Origin of the sequence: Chloracidobacterium sp. D (genome assembly GCF_018304685.1) — a bacterium.
In the GTDB taxonomy this organism is placed as follows: Bacteria; Acidobacteriota; Blastocatellia; order Chloracidobacteriales; family Chloracidobacteriaceae; genus Chloracidobacterium; species Chloracidobacterium thermophilum.
In genome coordinates, this window is record NZ_CP072635.1 from 36940 (window position 1) to 57848 (window position 20909).

Annotated in this window: 10 protein-coding genes; all 10 read right to left on the reverse strand. The window is 61.0% G+C overall.

Annotated elements, in window-relative coordinates:
• Position 1: 1 nt before the first annotated feature.
• Positions 2–2707: a site-specific DNA-methyltransferase gene (locus J8C01_RS11385; RefSeq protein ID WP_211433015.1), complete on the reverse strand. Its 2706-nt coding sequence runs from the start codon at positions 2705–2707 to the stop codon at positions 2–4.
• 902 nt (positions 2708–3609) lie between these two features.
• Positions 3610–8766, reverse strand: coding sequence for a DEAD/DEAH box helicase (locus tag J8C01_RS11390; protein WP_211433016.1), 5157 nt, complete (start codon positions 8764–8766; stop codon positions 3610–3612).
• A gap of 63 nt (positions 8767–8829) precedes the next feature.
• On the reverse strand, positions 8830–9840 hold the full coding sequence (locus J8C01_RS11395) for an Rpn family recombination-promoting nuclease/putative transposase (protein WP_211433017.1): 1011 nt from the start codon (positions 9838–9840) through the stop codon (positions 8830–8832).
• Positions 9841–9860: 20 nt separating this feature from the next.
• Positions 9861–10883, reverse strand: coding sequence for an Rpn family recombination-promoting nuclease/putative transposase (locus J8C01_RS11400; RefSeq protein ID WP_211433018.1), 1023 nt, complete (start codon positions 10881–10883; stop codon positions 9861–9863).
• A 67-nt stretch (positions 10884–10950) separates the two neighbouring features.
• Positions 10951–14766 carry a DNA methyltransferase gene (locus J8C01_RS15630; RefSeq protein WP_371821119.1) on the reverse strand — a complete coding sequence of 1272 codons (3816 nt, stop codon included), beginning with the start codon at positions 14764–14766 and terminating at the stop codon, positions 10951–10953.
• Positions 14706–15068, reverse strand: a complete 363-nt coding sequence (locus J8C01_RS11415; RefSeq protein WP_211424028.1) for a four helix bundle protein — start codon at positions 15066–15068, stop codon at positions 14706–14708. The genes J8C01_RS15630 and J8C01_RS11415 overlap by 61 nt, the downstream gene beginning before the upstream one ends.
• Positions 15069–16706: 1638 nt before the next feature.
• The gene (locus J8C01_RS11420; RefSeq protein WP_211433019.1) at positions 16707–19595 is read right to left on the reverse strand and encodes a helicase-related protein; all 2889 of its coding nucleotides are present in this window, start codon (positions 19593–19595) and stop codon (positions 16707–16709) included.
• Between the two features lie 256 nt (positions 19596–19851).
• Entirely contained in the window at positions 19852–20130 is a 279-nt protein-coding gene (locus J8C01_RS11425; protein ID WP_211433020.1) for a HepT-like ribonuclease domain-containing protein, read from the reverse strand.
• Positions 20127–20417: a nucleotidyltransferase family protein gene (locus tag J8C01_RS11430; RefSeq protein ID WP_014101444.1), complete on the reverse strand. Its 291-nt coding sequence runs from the start codon at positions 20415–20417 to the stop codon at positions 20127–20129. The genes J8C01_RS11425 and J8C01_RS11430 overlap by 4 nt, the downstream gene beginning before the upstream one ends.
• Positions 20414–20830: a nucleotidyltransferase domain-containing protein gene (locus J8C01_RS11435; RefSeq protein WP_211433021.1), complete on the reverse strand. Its 417-nt coding sequence runs from the start codon at positions 20828–20830 to the stop codon at positions 20414–20416. Before J8C01_RS11435 ends, J8C01_RS11430 begins: the two co-directional genes overlap by 4 nt.
• Between the last annotated feature and the right edge of the window lie 79 nt (positions 20831–20909).

A 20909-nucleotide genomic window follows, 5' to 3' on the forward strand; every position in this document is an offset into this window, starting at 1 on the left:
GTCACCACCAAATCAGCGGCTTAATCCGACGCCAGTCCAGCGAGCGCAATTCTACCCGCTCGCCGTCAGCGAACTCGACCGCGACAGGCACGCGCGGGTCGTTCGGGTCAGGCTCGATGCGCCGTATCCACTTGCCTGTGAGATTTGAGAGGGTTTCCGGCAGGTCGATGTTCTCGTACAGCTTGCTCAAGTCCAGCTGCACCGTGCCCTGTTCCAGATTTACTTCCAACGCCTCCAGCATCTTCAGGTCGCGCAGGAAGATGTACTGGCAGGGATCTTCGTTTGCAGGTGGGGTAAAGAGGTCGTCCTCCGCATAGCGCGTGCGGCGCAGCGCGTCTTCGAACTGTTCGAGTTCGTAGTATTTCACGAAGTGGCTAATTCCCTTACCGTCGGGCTGCGCCTTGCCGTCTTTCCACTTGTCCGAAAAGACCACCTTTTTGACACGCGGTAGAAGCACTGTGTAGAAGTAATCCGCCATCTCCACCAGAATATACTTCCGCCTACCACCGTCTTCACGATTCAGATTGATAACGGCGTGGGCAGTCGTGCCTGAGCCTGCGAAGAAATCAAGGACATGGGCATTTTTGTCAGAGGTACAGACACGGATACAGTCGCTCACAGCATAAACAGATTTCGGGAAACTAAATGCTTGTGGTTTACCCATAATTTCACGCAGTAAAGAAGTCCCATAAGCGGTTGCATTATAAAGTTTGTTGTCCCAGATGGTTTTCGGTAAAACACCATCACTATCGGGACGAAACTTTATCTCAATTATTACACTCCTATCTTTGCTCGGTTGGCGAACTCGTAGATCGGAGAGCTTCTCTCTCAGGGTTTCGATGCCTAGTCTCCATGTGTATTCAACACCACCGGCATTGGGATAAACAACTTGTTCATCTGGTGCTAGACTATCTTTCATGACCCATGAAGAATTTTGATGATTCCATTCCAAATTAGGTATGCGAATTGTTTTTTTGTTTTTATCAACTACTAATGGATAAAACAATTTTGGACGTGCAGCGCGAAAATCATTTGCCCCACCAGCACGCATAAAATTACGCCACTGATATGGTCCTTTTTTATCTTCCAACTTATATTGTGATTTCTGTTCTTCAGTTCTTGGAAGCATTCCAATCATACTATGCTCTGAGTCACCAACGAAGATAGCGTATTCGTTTGCAACAGAAAATCCCTTGACCGTTGAACGACCCGATGGATTATTTACGATTGATACCAGCCCAAGTACATTGTCCTCCCCAAATATTGCGCTTATGAGACAGCGAGCATTGTGCAGCTCAACATGGTCTATTGTCATGCACAGTAACCCGTTATTGGTTAAGAATTGCCTACCTATTGTAATTCTGTTTTCAATCATCGAAAGCCAAGAAGAACTTTTGAACCTGTTAATATAATCTATCTCTGAAATGCCTGTATTGTACGGCGGGTCTATGTAAATCGTCTGTACCTTCCCCCGAAACTTCGGCAGGATTGTATTCAACGCCTGATAGTTTTCGCCCTTGATGAGCCAGCCGTCGAGTGCCTCGTCGAGATTATCAAAGAGGGCGACAATCGGCAGCTCCAGGTCGGGGAAGTGCTTGGTGTCAATCGGCAGGTAGCGGTAGCGGGGGTGCAGGTGTTTTCCGTCCACCAGATTATGCTCCCAGACATGCTCCTTCTGGAATTTGTCGTCCACCATCCCCAGCTCGCGCCACTCTTGAAGTTGCGTCTCCATATTCGGGTGCGCCCACAGCCGCTCCAGCATCGTCATCCCACCAGGTTGTGCCGCTATCCGATCCAGCGTAATCACATAGTGGCTGTTCAGCACGAACTTCGGCTTGTTCCAGATTTTGACCAGCTCGTCCTCAAAGGCGGCGATGTAGTCAATCACGCGGTAAGCGATGCGCTTGAGGGCTTGCAGCTGCGCAAGACGGCTCTCTGTCCACTTGGTTTGTGGCTCTTCGCCAGGCTTACCCAGCAGGTACTGCCACATCCACAGGTCGAACTGCTCGCGCAGGAAGCTTTTGGCGTCCTTGCACAGAAAGTAGTCCACCTCGCTTTGACGCTCGAAGATTCGGAACGCCCTCTGCAGGGTCTCTTCGGTGGGCACGGCGTCGGTATAGTGTTCCAAGCCCAGCGCGTCGCGAATGGCGCGGCGGATGTCGTCGATCTTGGTCTTCCGTCCCTTCTCGGAGTAGTGAACCGTGAAGACGATGGCGCCATCTTGCTGGCGCTCCTTATAGGCGTAGATGAGTTCGCGCTTCTCGTTGGCGCGTTTATGCTCCAGTTGCGAGACATCGAAGTGGAAGCGGAAGCCGTCCACTTCCACCGTCATGCTCTGGAACAGGCGGTCGGTTTTGACATAGTAGAGGCGGGCGGTCTTCCAGAACAGCACCACATCCTGCTCGTTGGTGTAGACCTGCTCGTAGACGCTTTGGTGGTAGGGGGTGAAGAAGAAGCCGATGGAGCCGCTTTCGGTGAAGTAGCGTCGGAAGAAGGTGTAGAGTTTGTCGAACAGCTCTTCGCGGAAGTCGGGGAAGGGTTTGAGGGCGTTGTCTATCTCTTTTCGCAGGCGTGGCTCCATCACTTTTTCGAAGTAGCGCGCCTTGATGCGCATCAGGTTGATATAGCCTGATTCGCCTTCTACCGGCACACCTATGAATACTTCTCTCAGCTTCTCAAAGAACTTGTTTTCGTTTGTGTTTTGCATGGATTTTTTCCTTGAGCTAATTCGGCTAGCGCTGTATAGACAAGCCTGTATGACTCGTTCAGGCAAACCTGCAATGTGTACTTGTTTGTCGCTCTTGTTTCCTGCCTGTTCTTAGGGCTTCAAATTATCTGACTTATCTTTTTTCTTTGCTACATACCTACCTGACCAGCAGGGTTTCTGCAATGAGAATACTGCATTTCAATACTCAGTCGCCAATACTGCGGCGATTATGCGCAGCTAACAAGCCAGGTAAAGCCTGAGATCGAACGGTTCTAGCTTGGTATATTCCCGTTCAAACACACTGTAATGGCTGAATGCTTTCGGTACGATTGGTTGGCTTGCAATGACAAGCAAGTCCGCAGCAGCATGGAACATAGTGTATTAGGCACGGAAGCCAAAAAATCAGGGTAACTTTGTGCAGGAAAATTCATGCTGTGTCAAGACTTTCCTTCGCCTTTCCCAACAACGCTTCGGCCTCGTTCATACGGTTACACTCTCATGGCGAATATTCATCAGAAACGGGTATTTCGTGTCTGATACTCCTGGGAAAGCACGAGCGCGGTAGAAATAGCCACATCGTAATTGAGACTGATCCGTGCGGCAGCTTCGCGGTTTTCCCAATCAGTGCGCCGTAGTCAAAAAGGAGACGCGGTGCGCACAGGGATGTCAATTCGGACCTTCCTGGGCATCTCGGCACGCATCGGGAAGCCATAGACCACAACAGCTTTCGATGCTTCACCCGGAAGCTTGGCTGGTGATCCCGCTACTCCTAAATGATTGATGCGTCCGATTGGGCTTGACCATCTTGCCTTCTTCAATCCATTCGGAAGCGTGGTTTTGTGCAATATTCCTGAATGCCGCACGCTGCCTGCCGGGTGTTTGTCAGGCTCGAAGAACTCTGCTCAGCCTTGCCCGGCGCGGCCGAACACATCGGGATAACCGGCCAGTGCTTCCCGGATGTCGCAATCATAGCGCACGACGAGCACGCGGTAGCCACAGCGCACGAGTTCCGCGCGTATCTCACGGTCCCACGCAGCCTGGGCTGGCTCGTCGTGCACTGAGCCATCGCAGAACACACAGACATTGGGTTCATAGAAAAAGTCTGCCACACAGGCCGGCTCGGCAATCCGCTTCTGCGCATCGTCAGGTAGCCGGTAGCCGCCTTCGGCAAGCGCGTCAAGCAACCGCCGTTCAAGTTCGGAGCGGGAATCGGTGAGGGACCGCAGCCACGCCAGGTGTTCGTTGCGCGTTTTGCCTCTCACCCGCGGCTCCGTACGGCCGGCGGCCAGGTTGAACAGCAACTCCCGGATGTGGTGCCGGTTGAGTTTGAGCGCTTCATGCTGGTTGGCGAAGCTCAACAGGCACTCGTAGCACGCCGCGCGGCAATCCGGTCGGGTGTCGCTCAGGCCGTCCTCCCGGAGTTCAAAGTGACAAATCTCAAGCGCGGCACGCGCCACCTCAGCCAGCGTGGTTGCCTCTTCCACAAATCTCCGCAGGACACCTGCTCCGCCTTCGGCTGTTTCGTACAGCAGCATGGCCCGGTGCTCCCCGTCGCCGATGGGCTCGGCCGCCAGTTCCGTCTCTTCCAGCTCGAAGGTCTCTTCAATGCCCCGCTTGAGGGCGTAGCGCAGGGTGGCTTCCAGCGTCTGATCCGCGCACTGTTCGGGTTGGGCCGGGCGTACGATCAGGACGTTCTGCGTCATGCGTACCGCCAATCGGATGCGTTCCAGACGGTGCGGACGGGAAGGATGACTCGGCTTGTCAGCCGACGAAATGACCTCGCCACTTTCAAAGTCAACCAGGAAGCCTTTGACTTCTGAGCCGCGCCAGCCGTGATTGACGCGGAGCAGCGTCGCCGACGGGGCATAGACCAGGCGCAGCAGCGGCGTTTGTCCGCTGACCACATCGGCTTCCTGGACACGGTGGCCGGAACCTTCCGGGGCAAACTGGAAAAACGTTTGCAGCTCGTACCCCCGCCGGCGGCGTTCCTCCTCATCGGCCGTAATGCGCGCGCGGCGTTTCATCCGCACGTTGGGCATATCCAGCAAAGGGGCAACCAGACTGTTGGAACCGTCGAACCGGGTGTGGCAGACGGGACAGCCATCGTCGTGCGGGTCGGCAAAAGCGCCACAGGTCAGACATAGTTTCTGGCTGTACCGGCGTTCATCCAGTCCGCCCGGAGGCGTCTGGAAGGCCACTGATTCCCACTGGCGTCCCTCGTGATAGAGAAAGTTGTGGGGCGCAAACTCCCGGATCGCCAGCGACCGCGGCCGGGCAATGAATTCACCTTCACTGCTGCGTGGCACCCAGGCGCGCACCGGCAGCGCCGGAAAGTTGTAGCCGGGCAAAAAACCTTCACTGGCCAGATACCGGTAGGGATAAAAGTCCCCTTCTTCATACCTGGTTCCGATCTGCAGGAGCAGGTTGCGCTGGCGTACGGCTTCCTGCTGGCGGCGATTGGCTTCCTGCTGGTCATCGTTGCTGCGGGCGCGCTCCAGGGCAGCCTGGGCCGCCTGCAACTGGCGGGTGGCCGCCCGGTAGAGTTCCCGCCAGCGGTCAAACGCCCGGTCAAATTCGCGGGGGGCCTCTTCGATGACATGCCGCACCCAGCGGTCGCTGAACCAGCCGCTTCTGGCGAGAACTTCACGGTCGGCCGCGAGCAGGGCGCGCACGCGCTGCCCGATGTGCTGGCGGATCGGTTCAGAAAGCTGAATCTGGGCTTTTACCTCTTCGTGCAGAGGCAGGTCTGTGATCTGTTCGGTATCAATGACGGTTTCAATCGAGTTCTTCAGGGGCAGGCGTACGTGCGCCAGCCAGACCGCATGGATGTGCGCGCGCAGCAGCGACTCGTTGGCCAAATCCAGCCGTGGCGGTCGCACTCGCCCGGCTACCATTTCGGCACGGCGGCGGAAAAAGTACTGGTCATGGCTGTTGAGCGCGCCGCAGTAGGTCACGATCAGCCCGGGTTGTCCCTGCCGTCCGGCACGTCCGCTGCGCTGTGCGTAGTTGGCCGGTGTCGGCGGAACGTTACGCAGATGCACCAGCTCCAGATCGGCAATATCCACGCCCAGTTCCATGGTCGGGGAGCAGACGAGGTAGGGCAGTCGGCGACCCGTCTCCGCCTCTTTTGTCTGGTCCTGCCCCTCCCAACGGAAGCGCCGTTCGCGGCGCTCCCGCTCGCCGGGCCTGACCACCTGCGCCGTGTGTTCTCTGGCTTCGAGCGCCGCCAGGCTGGCGGCCGCCGACTGGTAAAAATGCTGGAAGAAGGCGTTGACAGGACGGGAAGGGACCGCGTAGCCCGCCGCTTCTGCGCGTCGTGAGTAGAGGGGATCGGGAGCTGGCGGCGTCCCCTGTCCCAGACACCAGCGAAGACATGAGGCATCGAGTCGGTAGCACGGCTGGCTGCCTGCCGTTTCGATGGCGAGCAGTCCGTGGCTGACCAGAAGCGCAAGAAGTGCGCCGAGAAACTCGTCGTACGCCTCGGCGTTCAGCCCAAGGCGCTTGATGAGAAAGCGGCCAATGAGACTGCGCGCGCTCAGTCCAAAGCCTGGTCCCTGACGGCTTGACGGACGGTGCCGGACAAAGCGGTTGGCCGGGCGCAGTTCGTCATCCTCCGGGTCAAGTCCCCAGAACTCGTTGAGGTATTGCCCGGCACGCCGGCGCAGGCTTTTCTGGAAATCTTCCTCCAGTGCGCGAACCCGGATGGCCAGTTTGCGCCGGAATTGGTCCAGCACCGCCCGGAGAAGAGTTTTCCGTTCCTCACCAGCGGCCTGCCTGAACCACGGATGAAGGTCAACCAGCTTTTGGCTTTGGCAGAGCGTCTCCAGCCCGTAGTACTCGATGCTGAGCAACCCGACCTGTTCGAGGTTGGGGTGTGTCACCCGCCAGCCCCGCCGCAGGTCATCATAGAGCCGATATTCCGTCAGGTCGGTAAACGTCTGCCAGACTTCCCTGGCCGCCGGGGTTTCCGGGTCAAGGCCCGGATTCTGGGCGATGTCGGCCAGACCAAGCCCCGATGCACGGACGACGGCTTCCGCCACCCGGTCAAAGGCAAGTTCGGGGGATTGGCGTAGTGCCGCATACAGCGCCGCCCGGAGAAGCGCCACGTGGACGAAATCATTGAAGTGTCCGGCCTGCAGTGAGGCGTCCTGGCGGTTGTCCGTAAACGTGAGCAGTTTGTCGCGTGCCGCTCCGGTGCGCGCCGCATGCCGCAGCAGGGAGTTGGCAAGGATCGTCGTGGCGCTGGAGCGTCCTTCGCTTGAGAGTGAGGCAAACTTGACAAAATCGCGCTCCCGCCCGGTGTAGTACTCACCACAGCCAAGGCACAGGGAAAACGGGTGTGGCTGCCACCACATCTTCTGCGCTCCATCCTGCGGGAAGGGGGAATACGCTCCGTCCGGCCGGACCCAGACCGCCTGCGGCACCCGCTCCTTCCAAGTCGGACTCAGTTTGCCGTCAGCCTTGAACCAGTCTTCGGGAAGCTGTTCCCGTGACCAGTCACCCTCGCCGGGGGCCAGCATCAGATACCCAGCCTGCGCGTCGTCCCCATCCGGTTCTGTCCCTACCGGATGGGGCAAAAATCGCTCTTCCTGCTGCACGGCATGGTAATAGTCCTGCCCGCACTGGCGGCAGAATTTGACTGGAAAAAACAGCTTGTCTTCGCCGGCCTGGACCTGCCCTTCAAGTGAAAACCGCCGTGCTTCGTGTGTTTCCACGGTGGCATAGAGCGTCCGACCCTGAGCGATGAACTGATGGAGCTTGAACGCTGGCGCCCGGGTGCGGCCCTCCCGTTGGAGGCGGCTGGCGTGCGCCAGCAGTTTGCGCAGGGCGTCGGTGCAACGCTGGACATCGCCGCCGGTCAGCGCGGCAAGTTGTTCGGCTACTTTGGAAAGCTCGCGTGGCGTACGGCGCTTGAGTGTGCCATCGGGGCTTTGTTCGATGCCGAGTTCATATTCCAGCCAGCGCATGAGGGGGTGGCCGCGCAGCGCGGACATGTCGCCGGGCAGGGGCGTCCCGACGGCAGCTTTCAGTTCTTCCGCGGTCGGCGGGCCGCCTTCGGTGAAAGGCGCAAGGGTTTCTTCGATGACATGCTCCGGCCCGAAATGATGACCGAAGAAGCGCTTGGCAAAATCGGCGACGCTTTGCCGACGCTCTTCGGCGGTGGCATCCGGCCGCGAGATCATGGTGGCGCTGGTGCCGATGTGTAACAGGCCGTCCCCGGCACAACGTTCTTTGAGCCGGCGAACGAGCATGGCCACGTCCGCCCCCTGCCGGCCCCGGTAGGTGTGCAGTTCGTCGAAGACCAGAAAGCGTAAACCCCGGTCGGCGAATGGTGCGTGGCGAATCGCCGGTGGCAGTGTGGCTTCTACCTTGCTCTGCCGTTCGCCATTCGCGATCTGCTCCAGAAACCGCTGATCTTCGGGCCGTACCAGCAGCAGTTCCGCCATGACGTAGTTGGTGAGCAGAATCTGTGGCGGGTTGAGCCGTATCTTCTCGCGCGCGGCTTCAGAAGTTTCTCCCGTGTATTTGGCAAAGTGCACCGGAAAGGGGCGGCCGGAGGTGCGTTCATAACGCTCCTTGAGCGCGTCCAGGGCCTGGAACTGGGAATTGACCAGCGCATTCATCGGGTAGATGACCAGCGCCGCGGCTCGCCCGCCGGTGTCGGGATGGCGGATCAGGCTGTCAATGATGGGCAGAAAGTAGCAGAGACTCTTTCCCGAACCGGTGCCGCTGGTGACGACAAAGCTTTCGCCCCGTGCGGCTTTGTCAATCGCTTCTTCCTGGTGGCGGTGAAGGCGAAAAGGGTGTCCGTCCTCAAGGCGGAAGATACGTGCTGTCTCCCGCGTGATGTGACCGGTGCTGGCCAGTTCATCAACGGTCGGCCCGGAAGCGTAGGCGGGGCTCAACTGCACCAGCGGTTCGGGCCAGAGATAGCCCTCTTCTTCCATTGACCGGTCCACGAATGCCCGCGCCCGGTCATCGGCAATGAGGAAAAACGAGCGGACGAAGTTTTGGTAGTCGTCCAGAACGGCGGAGTGGAGGTCAAAGATGGTGGACATCGGCACTACCCTGCGAAGCCTTTTCTACAGCGACGCCCATGGCCTTGGGATGGGTCCGCCGCGCTATGGTGTCGCAAAGACTTCTTCGAGTGTAGCGGCCGTGGCGGCTTTGGTCAGCAGACGTTCCAGTTCGGCGTCAGTGGCAGCGTCCAGGCGGGACTGGTAGGGCGTCAGGTCGGCTTCTGGAAACCGTACCCGGAGCAGTTGCCGCAACGCCCACAGCTTGCCCTCGTGCTGACCACGATGGACGCCCTGCTGCATGCCCTGTTGTAGCCCCTGCTGCAAGCCCTGCTGCACACCTTCCCGCAACAACGCTTCCGCCCACTTCTGTACGTTCGTCGCCAGCATCGTCCCTTCTCCCGTCTCCAAAGTCTCCTCCACCGCCATCATCGCCCCAGGATGCACCCGCTGCAAGTACCGCTTCACCCACTGCGTCAGCACCCGGTCAATCCGCTCCCGGTTCGGCAACGCCTGCAACGCCTCCCCTATCCGCCTCACCACCGCCAGCGCCTCTTCCTTCCCCTCCGCATTCTCCAACGCAAATATCCCCGCCACCACGTTCCGTACCGCTGCCAGTTCGTGGTCGCTGTACGCCCCCTCGTCCAGCAGGTAGTACCGCAGCCGCGGCTGATACACACGCAACACCGGCGGACACTCAATCACCTCCCCAATGTCCGTCGCCACCCGCCACCGCCGCTCCCCGTTGTACAACACCACCGGCAACACCGGCGGCAGCCGACGCGGGTCAACCCGCTTCTCCTTGATGAGTGAGTCGTACAGCGCCGCCACGTACTGCACCATCCGCACCGGCATCGCCGCGTCGGGCGTGGACTGAAACTCCAGCAGCAGGTACAGGTACAGCATCGTGTCGGCCATCTTCACCCGCCAGACGACATCCTCTTCCCGCGACTGCATCGCCGGGGTGACAAAACTGCCCGCCACCAGTTCCAGCGTGGAGAAGTCGAGGAGTTGGGCGATGTCCGGGGTGACAAAGCCTTCAATCAGTTGCTGGACAAGCTCCGGCAGGCTGAACAGCGCCTTGTAGCCGGTGTCGTGAAAGGGGGCGTCGGTCATCGGCGGGCAGCCGCGTGCGGTTATTCCGTCGCAAAGACCGCATCGGGGGTGGCGGCGGTGGCGGCTTTGGTCAGCAGACGTTCCAGTTCGGCGTCGGTGGCAGCGTCCAGGCGGGACTGGTAGGGCGTCAGGTCGGCTTCTGGAAACCGTACCCGGAGCAGTTGCTGCAACGCCCACAGCTTGCCCTCGTGCTGACCTCTGTGGATGCCCTGCTGCAGCCCCTGCTGCATGCCTTCCTGTATCCCCTGCTGCATGCCCTGCTGTCTGCCTTCCCGCAGCAGCTCTTCCGCCCACTTCTGTACGTTCGTCGCCAGCATCGTCCCTTCTCCCGTCTCCAAAGTCTCCTCCACCGCCATCATCGCCCCAGGATGCAGCCGCTGCAAGTACCGCTTCACCCACTGCGTCAACACCCGGTCGATCCGCTCCCGGTTCGGCAACGCCTTCAGCGCCTCGCTGATGCGCCCCACCACCGCCAGCGCCTCTTCCTTGCCCTCCGCATTCTCCAGCGCAAATATCCCCGCCACCACGTTCCGTACCCCGGCCAGTTCGCGGTCGCTGTACGCCCCCTCGTCCAGCAGATAGTACCGCAGCCGTGGCTGGTACGGACGCAACACCGGCGGACACTCAATCACCTCCCCAACATCCGTCGCCACCCGCCACCGCCGCTCCCCGTTGTACAGCACCACCGGCAGCACCGGCGGCAGCCGACGCGGGTCAACCCGCTTCTCCTTGATGAGTGAGTCGTACAGCGCCGCCACGTACTGCACCATCCGCACCGGCATCGCCGCGTCGGGCGTGGACTGAAACTCCAGCAGCAGATACAGGTACAGCGTCGTGTCGGCCATCTTCACCCGCCAGACGACATCCTCTTCACATGACTGCATTGCCGGAGTGACAAAACTGCCCGCCACCAGTTCCAGTGTGGAGAAGTCCAGCAGTTGGGCAATGTCCGGCGTGACAAACCCTTCAATGAGTTGCTGAACCAGTTCCGGCAGGCTGAACAGCGCCTTGTAGCCGGTGTCGTGAAAGGGCGCGTCGGGCATCGGCAGGAAATCCAGGTGTCAGTGCGATGCACCAGCCGCGCATGCGCATCGGCGATACGGAACATCGTCAGCCATTCCCGCTGCCGGTGAGTCTTGCCCATGCTTCCAACACCAGCCGCCGGGTGCGATACTCGCCAAACTGCCGGATTTCCTTTTCCTTCAGCACCCGGAAGGTTTCGCCGGGGAAGGTGTGGGCGGATGGCGAATGGGAAGTTGGCGAATGGCGAGTGGCGGAAGGAGCGAGTGGCGAATGGCGAGTGGCGAGTGGTTCAGGAGCGAGTGGTGAGTGGCGAGTGGCGAGTGGCTGCTCGCTACTCGCTACTTCGCTATCCGCCCCTCTCTCTTCCCACGGGTCGAGGATGTCTTCCAGTTCGCGTTCCGTCAGGTCAGCCGGATCGAGGATGTACCGCAGTTGCTTGCGTGTCAGGCCGTACAGCCGGGCGTAATACGCATCGAGTTCGGCGCGAATCTGCGCCCGGCGGGCAGCGTTCCAGATGAAGGGGGCGAGTGGTTCAGAGGCGAGTGGTGAGTGGCGAGTGGCGGAATTGGCGAGTGGCGAATGGCGAGTGGCGGAATTGGCGAGTAGTGAGTCGCGAGTAGCGAGTGGTGAATTACTACTCGCCACTCGCTGCTCGCTACTCGCTTCTCTCCCACTCGCTACTCGCCACTCGCCATTCGCTTCCCTGCGGTTGGCTTCCCATTGGGTACGGATGGCGGCACGCAGCGTATCATCGGCTTCCTGCCACACATCGTCGGCAAAGGGCTGCATGTCCCAGGCGGTGTACGTCAGTTCCAGTACGCGCGGGACGATAAAACGCAGGTCTTCCGGGGTGTAGGCCGCAGGCGGCAGGACAGGAAGTTGGCTCACAAGGAAAAAGTTCATGTGTACCCCGGCAATTTTCTGCCGTGTTACGTAATCGAATACCTGAGTATTAAGATTGCATAATAGACAACAGACCAGCACGTGGTTGCTCTCTTGGCACAGGAGTATTGGCAGATTGTTCCCTACCCCAACTCTGGGCAGCAGGCTGAAGATGGCGGTGCGTTCGTTGGTGGCGTTGGTCACATCGCGGAAGCCAAGCAGCCAGCCGCGCTGCCAGTCGCCCAGACGGGCCGCGACTTCTTCCGCCGGCACCCAGTACCACGGCTGCACCACAAACTGCGGGTCGGCATGTTGAGCATCACTTGGAGTTGGTAATTGCGTGCCGGAACGTGAACTTACCCCTTCATACGTGCCGTAGCGATGGTCGTAGTGCCAGATCATCTTGGCTTCGTAGAGGGGAAGATAGGTGTTGGCGAGTGAGGAGTGGCGAGTGGCGGAATTGGCGAGTAGTGAGTCGCGAGTAGCGAGTGGTGAATTACTACTCGCCACTCGCCGCTCGCCACTCGCTTCCTTACAACTCGCTACTCGCTGCTCGCGACTCGCTTTCTCACTACTCGCTACTCGCTGCTCGCCACTCGCTTCCTTCACAAACCGGTTCCCAACCAGCCGGTAGCCCTCTTTTTCCAGTTCCGTGCGGGTGCGGAAGAGGTGCGAGTCGTTGGACATGTCAAACATGCGCAGAAAACGCACGCCCCAGGGATTCGGCTGGGCGGCTGGGCGAATGGCAGATGGCGAATGGCGAGATGGGCGAATAGCAGATGGCGAATGGCGAATGGCTGTTTCGCTATTCGCTACTTCGCTATTCGCTACTTCGCCCTTTTCGCTATTCGCTATTTCGCCATTCACCACTTCGCCACTCACCTCACGCTCATTGATCAGCACCGGGACCCGCTCGTAGATAGCCCGGGTCAGGTCGGCATCCTGCCGGGTACGGAAGACCGGCAGGGTGCGCGTGTTGGGGTTGATGCGGGCGATGTCGGCCGCGGTCAGGCTGAAGACGCGGCGCGGGTCGCGGAGATGTTCGGCGCGGGTGGCGAAAAAAGCGAGTAGTGAGTGGCGAGTGGCGGAATTGGCGAGTGGCGAATGGCGAGTGGCGAGTGGTTGATCGCTACTCGCTACTCGCTGCTCGCTACTCGCTTCACTCGCTACTCGCTGCTCGCTGCTCGCTCCTTGCTCGCTACTCGCTACTCGCCGCTCGCTACTCGCTCCCTGTTCGCTACCCACTTCCTCACTCCCGCCGGTCAGGGTAAGCAGGCAGAACTTGTAACTGCGGTGCACGGCCGGGAAGATGGCTTCCCGGTTTTCAAAATCAAACAGACTGACAAGATGACCTTTTTCCACAAGGTCGGCGAAGAAGGATTTGTTGGTGTCGTCGGTGGCAATGCCGGTCGGCAGGATGATGCCGGCCCGCCCGGCAGATGACAGCAGACACCGGATGCGCTCGGCAAACACGGAATAGGTGTTGATGTCGCCGCGGCCGGTCAGAGGGTACTGTCTGCTCCCGCGCAGGAAGCGGCTGGCGCTTTCCGCCATGTGCAGGGCGCGCTGGTAGGCGTGCCAGAGGTCCGGGTTGGTCGTGGGCAGCCCGGCAATCAGTCGTTTGCGGGCGGCCGCGTTCGGCGCCTGGGCAATCCGGGCGTCGCGCCCGGCAAAGAATTCCTCTTCCTGCAGCTTGATGCGCTCCCATGGCGGATTGGAGAGCACCACATCGAAGCCGGTGGAAGATGCGAGTGGTGAGTGGCGAGTGGCGGAGGGAGCGAGTGGTGAGTGGCGAGTGGCGAGTGGTTGATCACTACTCGCTACTCGCTGCTCGCTACTCGCTTCCCCTGCTACTCGCTGCTCGCTAGTACGGGCAGTTCCCGGAACTACCCCTACGACTCGCTGCCCGCTAGTACGGGCGACCCGCGAGTCGCCCCTACCACTCGCCACTCGCCACTCACCACTCGCTTCTGAACCACTCGCCTCCCCACCACTCGCCACTCGCCATTCGCCACTCGCTTCCCCGCCAAACACCTCCGGGAACTCCAGCGGCCAGTGAAAGAAGTGCTGCTGCACGGCGAGGGCTTCCGCGATGGCCACCGCCTGGGGATGCCGCCGGTCGGCGAGATGGTCCGTGATGACCTGGGTGGTGATGGCGGACGGGGCGGCTCCCGGCTTCAGGCGTTGAAAGAAGGCGGCGGTCCACAGGTGGCACGCTTCAGCCAGCTTCCGGCGCTGCGGGTCCCGGTCATAGTCATCGTAGAGGCTTTTCTTGCGGCGTACGTCGGCGGGCGAGTCATCGGCGATGGCTTCGATCTGCTGGCGCTGCTCCCGCAGCCCGGCCAGCATGTCGGTCGGGTCGAACGGAAGTTGCCCCTGCCTGGTCTCCAGATCGTGACGTTCCTTTTTGTTCTGCTTTTTGAGAGCGGCAGCCGCCGATTTGTCATCGGCGCTGACCGGAGCGAAGGCTTCATCGGGGATGCCCCTTTCCAGAACCGCCAGATCAAGGACACCAACCAGCGAGTCGCCGCACTTGATGTGGTGGTCCAGAAAGGTGAGAGGCTTACCCACACAGTGCGCTTCCAGCCACAGGGCCACGCGGCACAGCTCCACGGCCAACGGGTTTTTGTCCACGCCGTAGAGGCAGCGGGCCACCACGTCGCGGATCGCCTCGCGGACGTGATCGGGATCAGGCTCGTCTTTGCCGGTACGGATTCTGGCCAGTTCCTTGCCCAGCCGCCGCGCCGCCGCCAGCAGGAAATGTCCCGAACCGCAGGCGGGGTCAAGGACGCGGAGGGAGAGCAGGGTGTGTTCGGCGAGGGCTTGGGCGAGTGGTGAGTGGCGAGTGGCGAGTGGCGAGTAGCGAGTGGCGAGTGGTGAGTAGCGAGTGGCGAGTGGGGATGAGGCGAGTGGTGAGTGGCGAGTGGCGAGTGGTTCAGGGGCGGGTGGCGAGTGGGGAACTAACTCCTCCTGAGACTGCGCTGAAGATTCACCATCTGTTTGCTGAGTACATGAATCCAGTCCAGTATCGGCTGGGTTGTCACCGGAGCCGCCAGTCCCACCCGCTGTGCCAGCAAAGTGTAAGTTTCCAGCTCTCTCAGGCTGCCCGCCGCGATGTTGAGAAAATGAAGAAACTCCTTCGTTCCCCGCCGGGCCCACCCCTCCGCGATGTTCGCTGGAACCGAGGCTGCTGCCCGCCGCATCTGGCTCGTCAGCCCGAACAGTTCCTCTCGCGGGAAGCTCGCGGTGAGCTGATACACCTGTTCTGCCAGGTGCATCGCTTTCTGCCAGACTTCCAAGTCTTGATAGGATTGAATTGCCATGGCGTTCTCCAAAGCGTTCGATAATCATCTGACGCACCACTCGCCATTCGCCATTCGCCACTCGCTGTAGCTCATCCGCCATTCGCCTGGCCTCGGCCAGCCGTTCTTCCAGTACCGGTTCGAGCGCCGAACGGATGAGTTCCGCCACGAGTTCCGGCGGGGTGTAGTAGGAACCCGTACTCTTGCGTTCTGACCCGGACGCCAACTCAAAGCGGGGCACCCTTCCCGACATGTCAATCTGCGGGTGGTAGTCGAGCAGGCTCTCATAGACCGAACCGAGTTCTTCGACATCCAGCGCGGCATAGTTCACGCGCCGGGGCGGCGCCGAAAGCTCTTCCCGGTAATACGCCAGATGCCAGAAGGCTTCGAGGAAGTCGCGGTTGCTGATGCTGCACTGGTCGAGGTCGAGAGGCTCGAAAAGCGCCCCGTTGAGGGGGGACATGCCCAGGCACGCGGCAAGGTTGTCGTCGGAAAGTACCTTCCACAGCACCTTGAGGCTGCACCAGATGTCTTCATGGTCGGTGTAGGCGCTGTGCCGGTCGAGCAGCCGCCGCAGCCGCCCTACGCCGTAGTGTTCCTGTAGTAGGGACGGACGGCCATCCGCCCGTACCAGCAACCCCCGGTCTTCGGAAACCAGCAGGAAGAGCAGGCGATAGACCAGACGTAAGAGTTGCCGGTAAAAGTCGTGGGGGGCGAGTGGTGAGTGGTGAGTGGCGAGTGGTTCAGGGGCGAGTGGTGAGTGGTGAGTGGCGAGTGGTTGATCACTACTCGCTACTCGCCATTCGCTACTCGCTTCACTTCCACTCGCTACTCGCCATTCGCTACTCGCTTCTTCCTCCCCTCTCAACCCCGCGTTGGCCGGATGCGCGAGAAAGCCGTTGGCGAGGTGTTTGATACAGGCTTCCACGCCGGCGCGCAGTCCCTCCCGGACGCGCCCGCCCTGTTCTATGGCGTCCCGGTAGTACTGCTCCAGCAGGCAGTCCGGGGCATCTTCGGCCGTGCGCGGCAGGCGGGTGCGGTGCAGCAGCCGGTAGAGAACAGCAAAGTCTCCGAACCGCTGCTCTTCAAGAATCTGGCGCAGGTCGAACTCGACATAGGCCTGCCGGCGCACAAAGGTGCTGTTGCGCAACAGGCGCACCACGAGACCGTTGGTGACAAGTCCCCAGACGTGATCGGTCCGGTTCAGGTATTCCTGCACCAGCGAATGCGGCGCAAGGCGTGACCGGCTGCCCGGGGCCAGCCGCCCCAGTTCCTGCCGTACGCCCACGAGGTGGACCGGCGGAGCATCCTCCGCTTCGCCGGCCCGGTGCGAGATGGCGAACGTCGCGCCGTCTATGTCATGGGCGCGCGCGTTGTAGCGCAGTTCATAGCCCAGCAGGCTCAGAAACGGGATCAACCAGGCATCACGGGTGACGGATGTGGCCGGGTCGTCCTTCGGCAGACGCTCCAGCCGGCGTTGGAAGACCTCCCACTGGGTGCGGGCATCAGCAAAGACGCTGGCTATTTCATCCGTCAGGCTGCGCCGGCCGTCCAGCCCGAAGTCTTGCAGCTTCTGTCCGGGAAGCTCGCCGGCAAGGAGCTTTTCCAGCGTATCGGGGCCCAGAAGCCCCCCTTCAATGCGTACGGCGGAGAGCTGGCTCATCGTGACACCATGGGTTGCAGAACAAGAATTCCCAGAAGATCAGGGGGAAACTGTGGCTTGACCGCAAGCCCGCGTATGCGCAGCGCCACGGCCTGCCGGATGCGCTTGTGGGATTCAGTCAGTTCATTGGCGCGGCGGGCAACGTGCTCCCGGATAGCGCTTTGCAGCGGGTGCGCGGCGCCCCAGCGTTCAGCCGACTCCGCCTGCCATGCGCCCAGATTGTCAAGGATGTGCGTCACCAGCTCCCGTTTCTCCGCCAGAGAGAGGTTGGCGTCGGGTTGGGCTTCCGCCAGCAGCCGGAGGGCATCACTGGTGTCCAGCCAGCGGGTAGTACCGGCTTCCAGTCCGGCGTAGGCCAGGACCAGAACTTCCTCGGAGAGCAGCGCTGGGGCCTGAAGTTGCTCGACCAGATAGCGTACGCGCAGCAGGAGGATGGTCGTCAGTGCCGTCACGGCACGGGTACGGATGGCCCCGCAGCGGGAGACCGTTGCGTTGCCGGGCTGGTTCAGCGCCGCCTCGAAAAGATACCGGGCAAGTGTGGCCACAAAGCGGTGGTTGCGGCCGATGTATTCGGCCCCTTCGGGCGTGGGCGAGTCGAAGCTGATGAGCCACCGTTCGCCCTTGGGGGACGGCAGGGCCAGCCTGATCGGTTCGGGCAGCGTCGCGGTTGCCTGCCGGCTGACACTCACCCGGAAAACGCCCGGCTGTTTTTCCTGGGCAACGGCCAGCCCGAGGCGCTGCGCCGCCGCAAGAAAGAAATGACGCACGGCAGTGGGGTCGCCCAGGACGGCATCCGTGGCCTCGACTTCGCGCTGGACTTCTTCGGGCTTGAGCGCCCGCTGCGCAAACCGGGTGCGGTTGAGCCGCTCGCGTTCGGCATCCTGCTGCCACCGCTGATGAAACGCCTCCACTTCCGGTACGCCAAGATTGAGTGCAAGCTGGCGCTTCAGCGCCCGCGGCCCCTGGCGCAGGAAGAGGGCCTGGAGAACGGCCTGGGTGACGCTTTCGCTTTCTTCGGGCACGGGCACGTGCGTGCCGAGCGTACGATGGATTTCCCGCGCCTTGTCGAGCAGCACCTCCAGCACCACGCCGTCTATGGGGTTGTCCTGCCCGAAGAACCGGATGACCCTGACCCGCCTGGCCCTTTGGCCGTAGCGGTCCACGCGCCCCTCGCGCTGCTCCAGCCGGTTGGGGTTCCACGGCAGGTCGTAGTGGATGACGGCCGTGAACAATTCCTGGAGGTTGACGCCTTCGGAGAGGCAGTCGGTGGCGACGAGTACCCGTGGGCGTTCCGCGTCGAGGTCGGCGATTCTGGCCTGGCGCTCGTCATCGCCCATGCGGCCGGTGACGCACACGACCTGGGCGGCGGTTTCCAACGCCTGGCGCAGGTGGTCGGCAAGGTAGTCGGCCGTGGCGACGTATCGGCACCAGAGGATGGGATGGAAGCCTTCCTGCAGCAGCCGGCGCACGATGGCGATGACCCGCGCCAGCTTGGTGTCGTCGTCCGGGCCGTGGAGTTGTTCGGCCAGCCGGGCGAGTTCGCGCAGCCGGCGGCGGTCGGTCTCCGGCAGGGTCGTGTTGGCGGCCTCAACGGCTGGGGCAGGGGATTCGTCGTCGGTGCGGTCTTCCGCCGACTCGAACACGAGCCGGCCAAAGGCTTCCGCTTCGGCTTCTTCTTCGGGCGGCACGCCGGCGCGGTTGGTCAGCGCCGTGCGGGCGGCCGCCGGGCTGGACATCACACAGCGCAGCAGTGCCAGCGCGCCCCAGTAGCGCACCCGCCGCTGGCGCTTTTCCAGATGCGCGCCGGTACGCACGATTTCTGAGCAGAACGCATAGGTGCGCTCAAACAGCTCACGGTGCCGGTCGGAAAGGGCGTAGGTTTCATCCGTGGATTCCCGCGTGGGGAAACAGGCGGTTTCCTGCCATGTCTGCGCGATGTCGCGCCGGGTGCGCTGGACGAAATGCCGGGCGAGTTCGGTGCGCTGGGTTTCGGTGAGCGTCTGGAGATTCCACGTTCCGAACTTCGGGTGCAGCAGGCCGAGCAGCGAACGGAAGGCGTCTTCGATGCCGCTGTGCGGCGTGGCCGTCAGCAGGATCAGATGCCGGTCGGCTTTTCGGGCGACGGCGCGCAGGAGTTCGTGCCGTTCCTGCTGGTTGGTGCCCGGAGCGGCGGCCGCGCCGTGGACTTCATCGGCAATGACCAGTTCGGGGCAGAACTGCAAAAACTGGCTGCGGTTGCGCTCCGTTTTGACGAAATCAAGGCTGGCCACCTGGATGGGGAAGTGTTCGTAGAGGCTGCGTCCGGCCGGCGTCTGGCGGTCAAGCTGCCCGACGGTTCCCGACCGGATGATGACCGGTTCAAGGTTGAACTTTTCGGTGAGTTCCTGCGCCCATTGTTCGCACAGGTAGGGCGGGCAGAGGACACAGAAGCGCCGGATTTCGCCACGGTCGAGGAGTTCGCGGGCGACGAGCAGGGCTTCGATGGTTTTGCCCACACCCACGTCGTCGGCAATGAACAGCCGCACGGGGTCGAGGCGCAGGGCCATCAGCAGGGGTACGAACTGGTACGTCCGCGGCCGGATGGAGATGCGGCCGAGCGAGCGAAACGGCGTCGCGCCTTCGCGCAGGGTAAGCCGTGCCGCCTGCCAGAGCAGATGGGCGCTGGTGGCGTCGGAAATGTCGTCGGTGGTGGGCAGCGGGAAGGACGCGGGCGTAATGCGCTCAAACGGCAGGGCCCCACCCACGAGGTTCATAAGTTTCCGGTGAATGTGAACCACGTCGTCCGGCGTGCCGGTGAGGGGCCGCAGGACGATGACTTCGTCCGTGTCGGCGGGCATCACGACCCATTCGCGGTTTCGGCAGCGGACAATCGAGCCGGGGTGCATAGGGGGCCTCCGTCAGAAGCTTGCGGGTGGTGAAGGGCATCCTGCCGTCGCATAAAGCTGCGGGGTGGCGGGCATCAAAACACATGACCAGTTGCCGTGGCAGCGCGTACCTGATGCCCGGCCTGATGCCGGGCGGATGCGCGTGTGCTTGGCTGTCCGGGAGTTCTGCGTATTGACTCCAGGTTTACTCCAGGGCGTCACCGCCCAGCGCCTTCAGTAGCATGGCAATCTGTTGTTTGAGGTTGGGAAGGTCATTTTACACTGTCTTCCAGACCTCATGCAGATCAATCGCAAAGTACTCATGAATGAGCAGGTTGCGCATGGCCACAATCCGCGACCAGGGTATCTCAGGGTGAGCCTCGTGAAAGATTCTGCCGAGTCGTGCAGCCGCCTCCCCGATAAGTTGAAAGTGGTACAAAACCCAAGTCTGAATCAGTTCATCCTGCTCAAACGCTTCTTGTCCCCGAACGGTGTAGCGCTCGATGTTGGTAATGGCTTCCAGAATGTCCTTCAGGCGTTCTTCAGGGACTCTCATAGCGGGACAGCCTCGTGCAACACCCGCTCACGGATACGGGCTTTGAGTCCGCGACTGCTCACCACGTCCACTTTGACTCCCAGCCGTTCCTGAAGCTCAAGCCAGAGGCCGGCGTGGTCGAGAAGGCTCCGGTTCGGCTCGAAGTCCACAAGCAGGTCAATATCGCTCTGTTCATCGGCTTCTCCGCGAGCGACTGAGCCAAAGACACGCACGTTGTGGGCGCCGTACCTGGCGCACGTCTGTAAAATCTCTTCCCGCCTGGTTCTCAAGACTTCTTCAGGTGTCATCGCCCACTCCTTTCCCTTCGGGACTGTCTGCGAGGGCGGCGGTGAGCTTCGTCGGGGCTTTCCTTCACCTTTCCCAACAGCGCCCCGGTCCCGTTCATACCCTCACGGCGAACATTCATGAGAAACGGGGTGTTTCGTGTCTGATACTCTTCGGAAAGCACGAACGCGGTAGAAATGGCCACATCGTACTTCAGGCTGATCCGTGCGGCAGCTTCGGCCGTGTTCCTGATCAGTGTGCCGTAGTCAAAAGGGAGACGCATCACGCACAGGATGTCAATGTCAGAACCTTCCTGTGCGTCTTCACGCGCATGGGAGCCGTAGAGCACAACGGCTTCCAACGCTTCACCCAGAATCCTGGTCAGTTGATCCCGGTACTCCCGGATGATCGGTTCGATCCGGTCGGGCTTGACCATCCCGCCTCCTTCAATCCATTCGGAAGAGGGTTTTTTGCATGTCTCCGAATGCCATCCTGAATCAGGCATTATCCATGCG

Bases quoted from the DNA above. Each gene is read 5' to 3' on its own strand.
- J8C01_RS11385 (WP_211433015.1), bottom strand. From the start codon at position 2,707: ATGCAAAACACAAACGAAAACAAGTTCTTTGAGAAGCTGAGAGAAGTA.
- J8C01_RS11390 (WP_211433016.1), bottom strand. From the start codon at position 8,766: ATGTCCACCATCTTTGACCTCCACTCCGCCGTTCTGGACGACTACCAA.
- J8C01_RS11395 (WP_211433017.1), bottom strand. From the start codon at position 9,840: ATGACCGACGCCCCCTTTCACGACACCGGCTACAAGGCGCTGTTCAGC.
- J8C01_RS11400 (WP_211433018.1), bottom strand. From the start codon at position 10,883: ATGCCCGACGCGCCCTTTCACGACACCGGCTACAAGGCGCTGTTCAGC.
- J8C01_RS11415 (WP_211424028.1), bottom strand. From the start codon at position 15,068: ATGGCAATTCAATCCTATCAAGACTTGGAAGTCTGGCAGAAAGCGATG.
- J8C01_RS11420 (WP_211433019.1), bottom strand. From the start codon at position 19,595: ATGCACCCCGGCTCGATTGTCCGCTGCCGAAACCGCGAATGGGTCGTG.
- J8C01_RS11425 (WP_211433020.1), bottom strand. From the start codon at position 20,130: ATGAGAGTCCCTGAAGAACGCCTGAAGGACATTCTGGAAGCCATTACC.
- J8C01_RS11430 (WP_014101444.1), bottom strand. From the start codon at position 20,417: ATGACACCTGAAGAAGTCTTGAGAACCAGGCGGGAAGAGATTTTACAG.
- J8C01_RS11435 (WP_211433021.1), bottom strand. From the start codon at position 20,830: ATGGTCAAGCCCGACCGGATCGAACCGATCATCCGGGAGTACCGGGAT.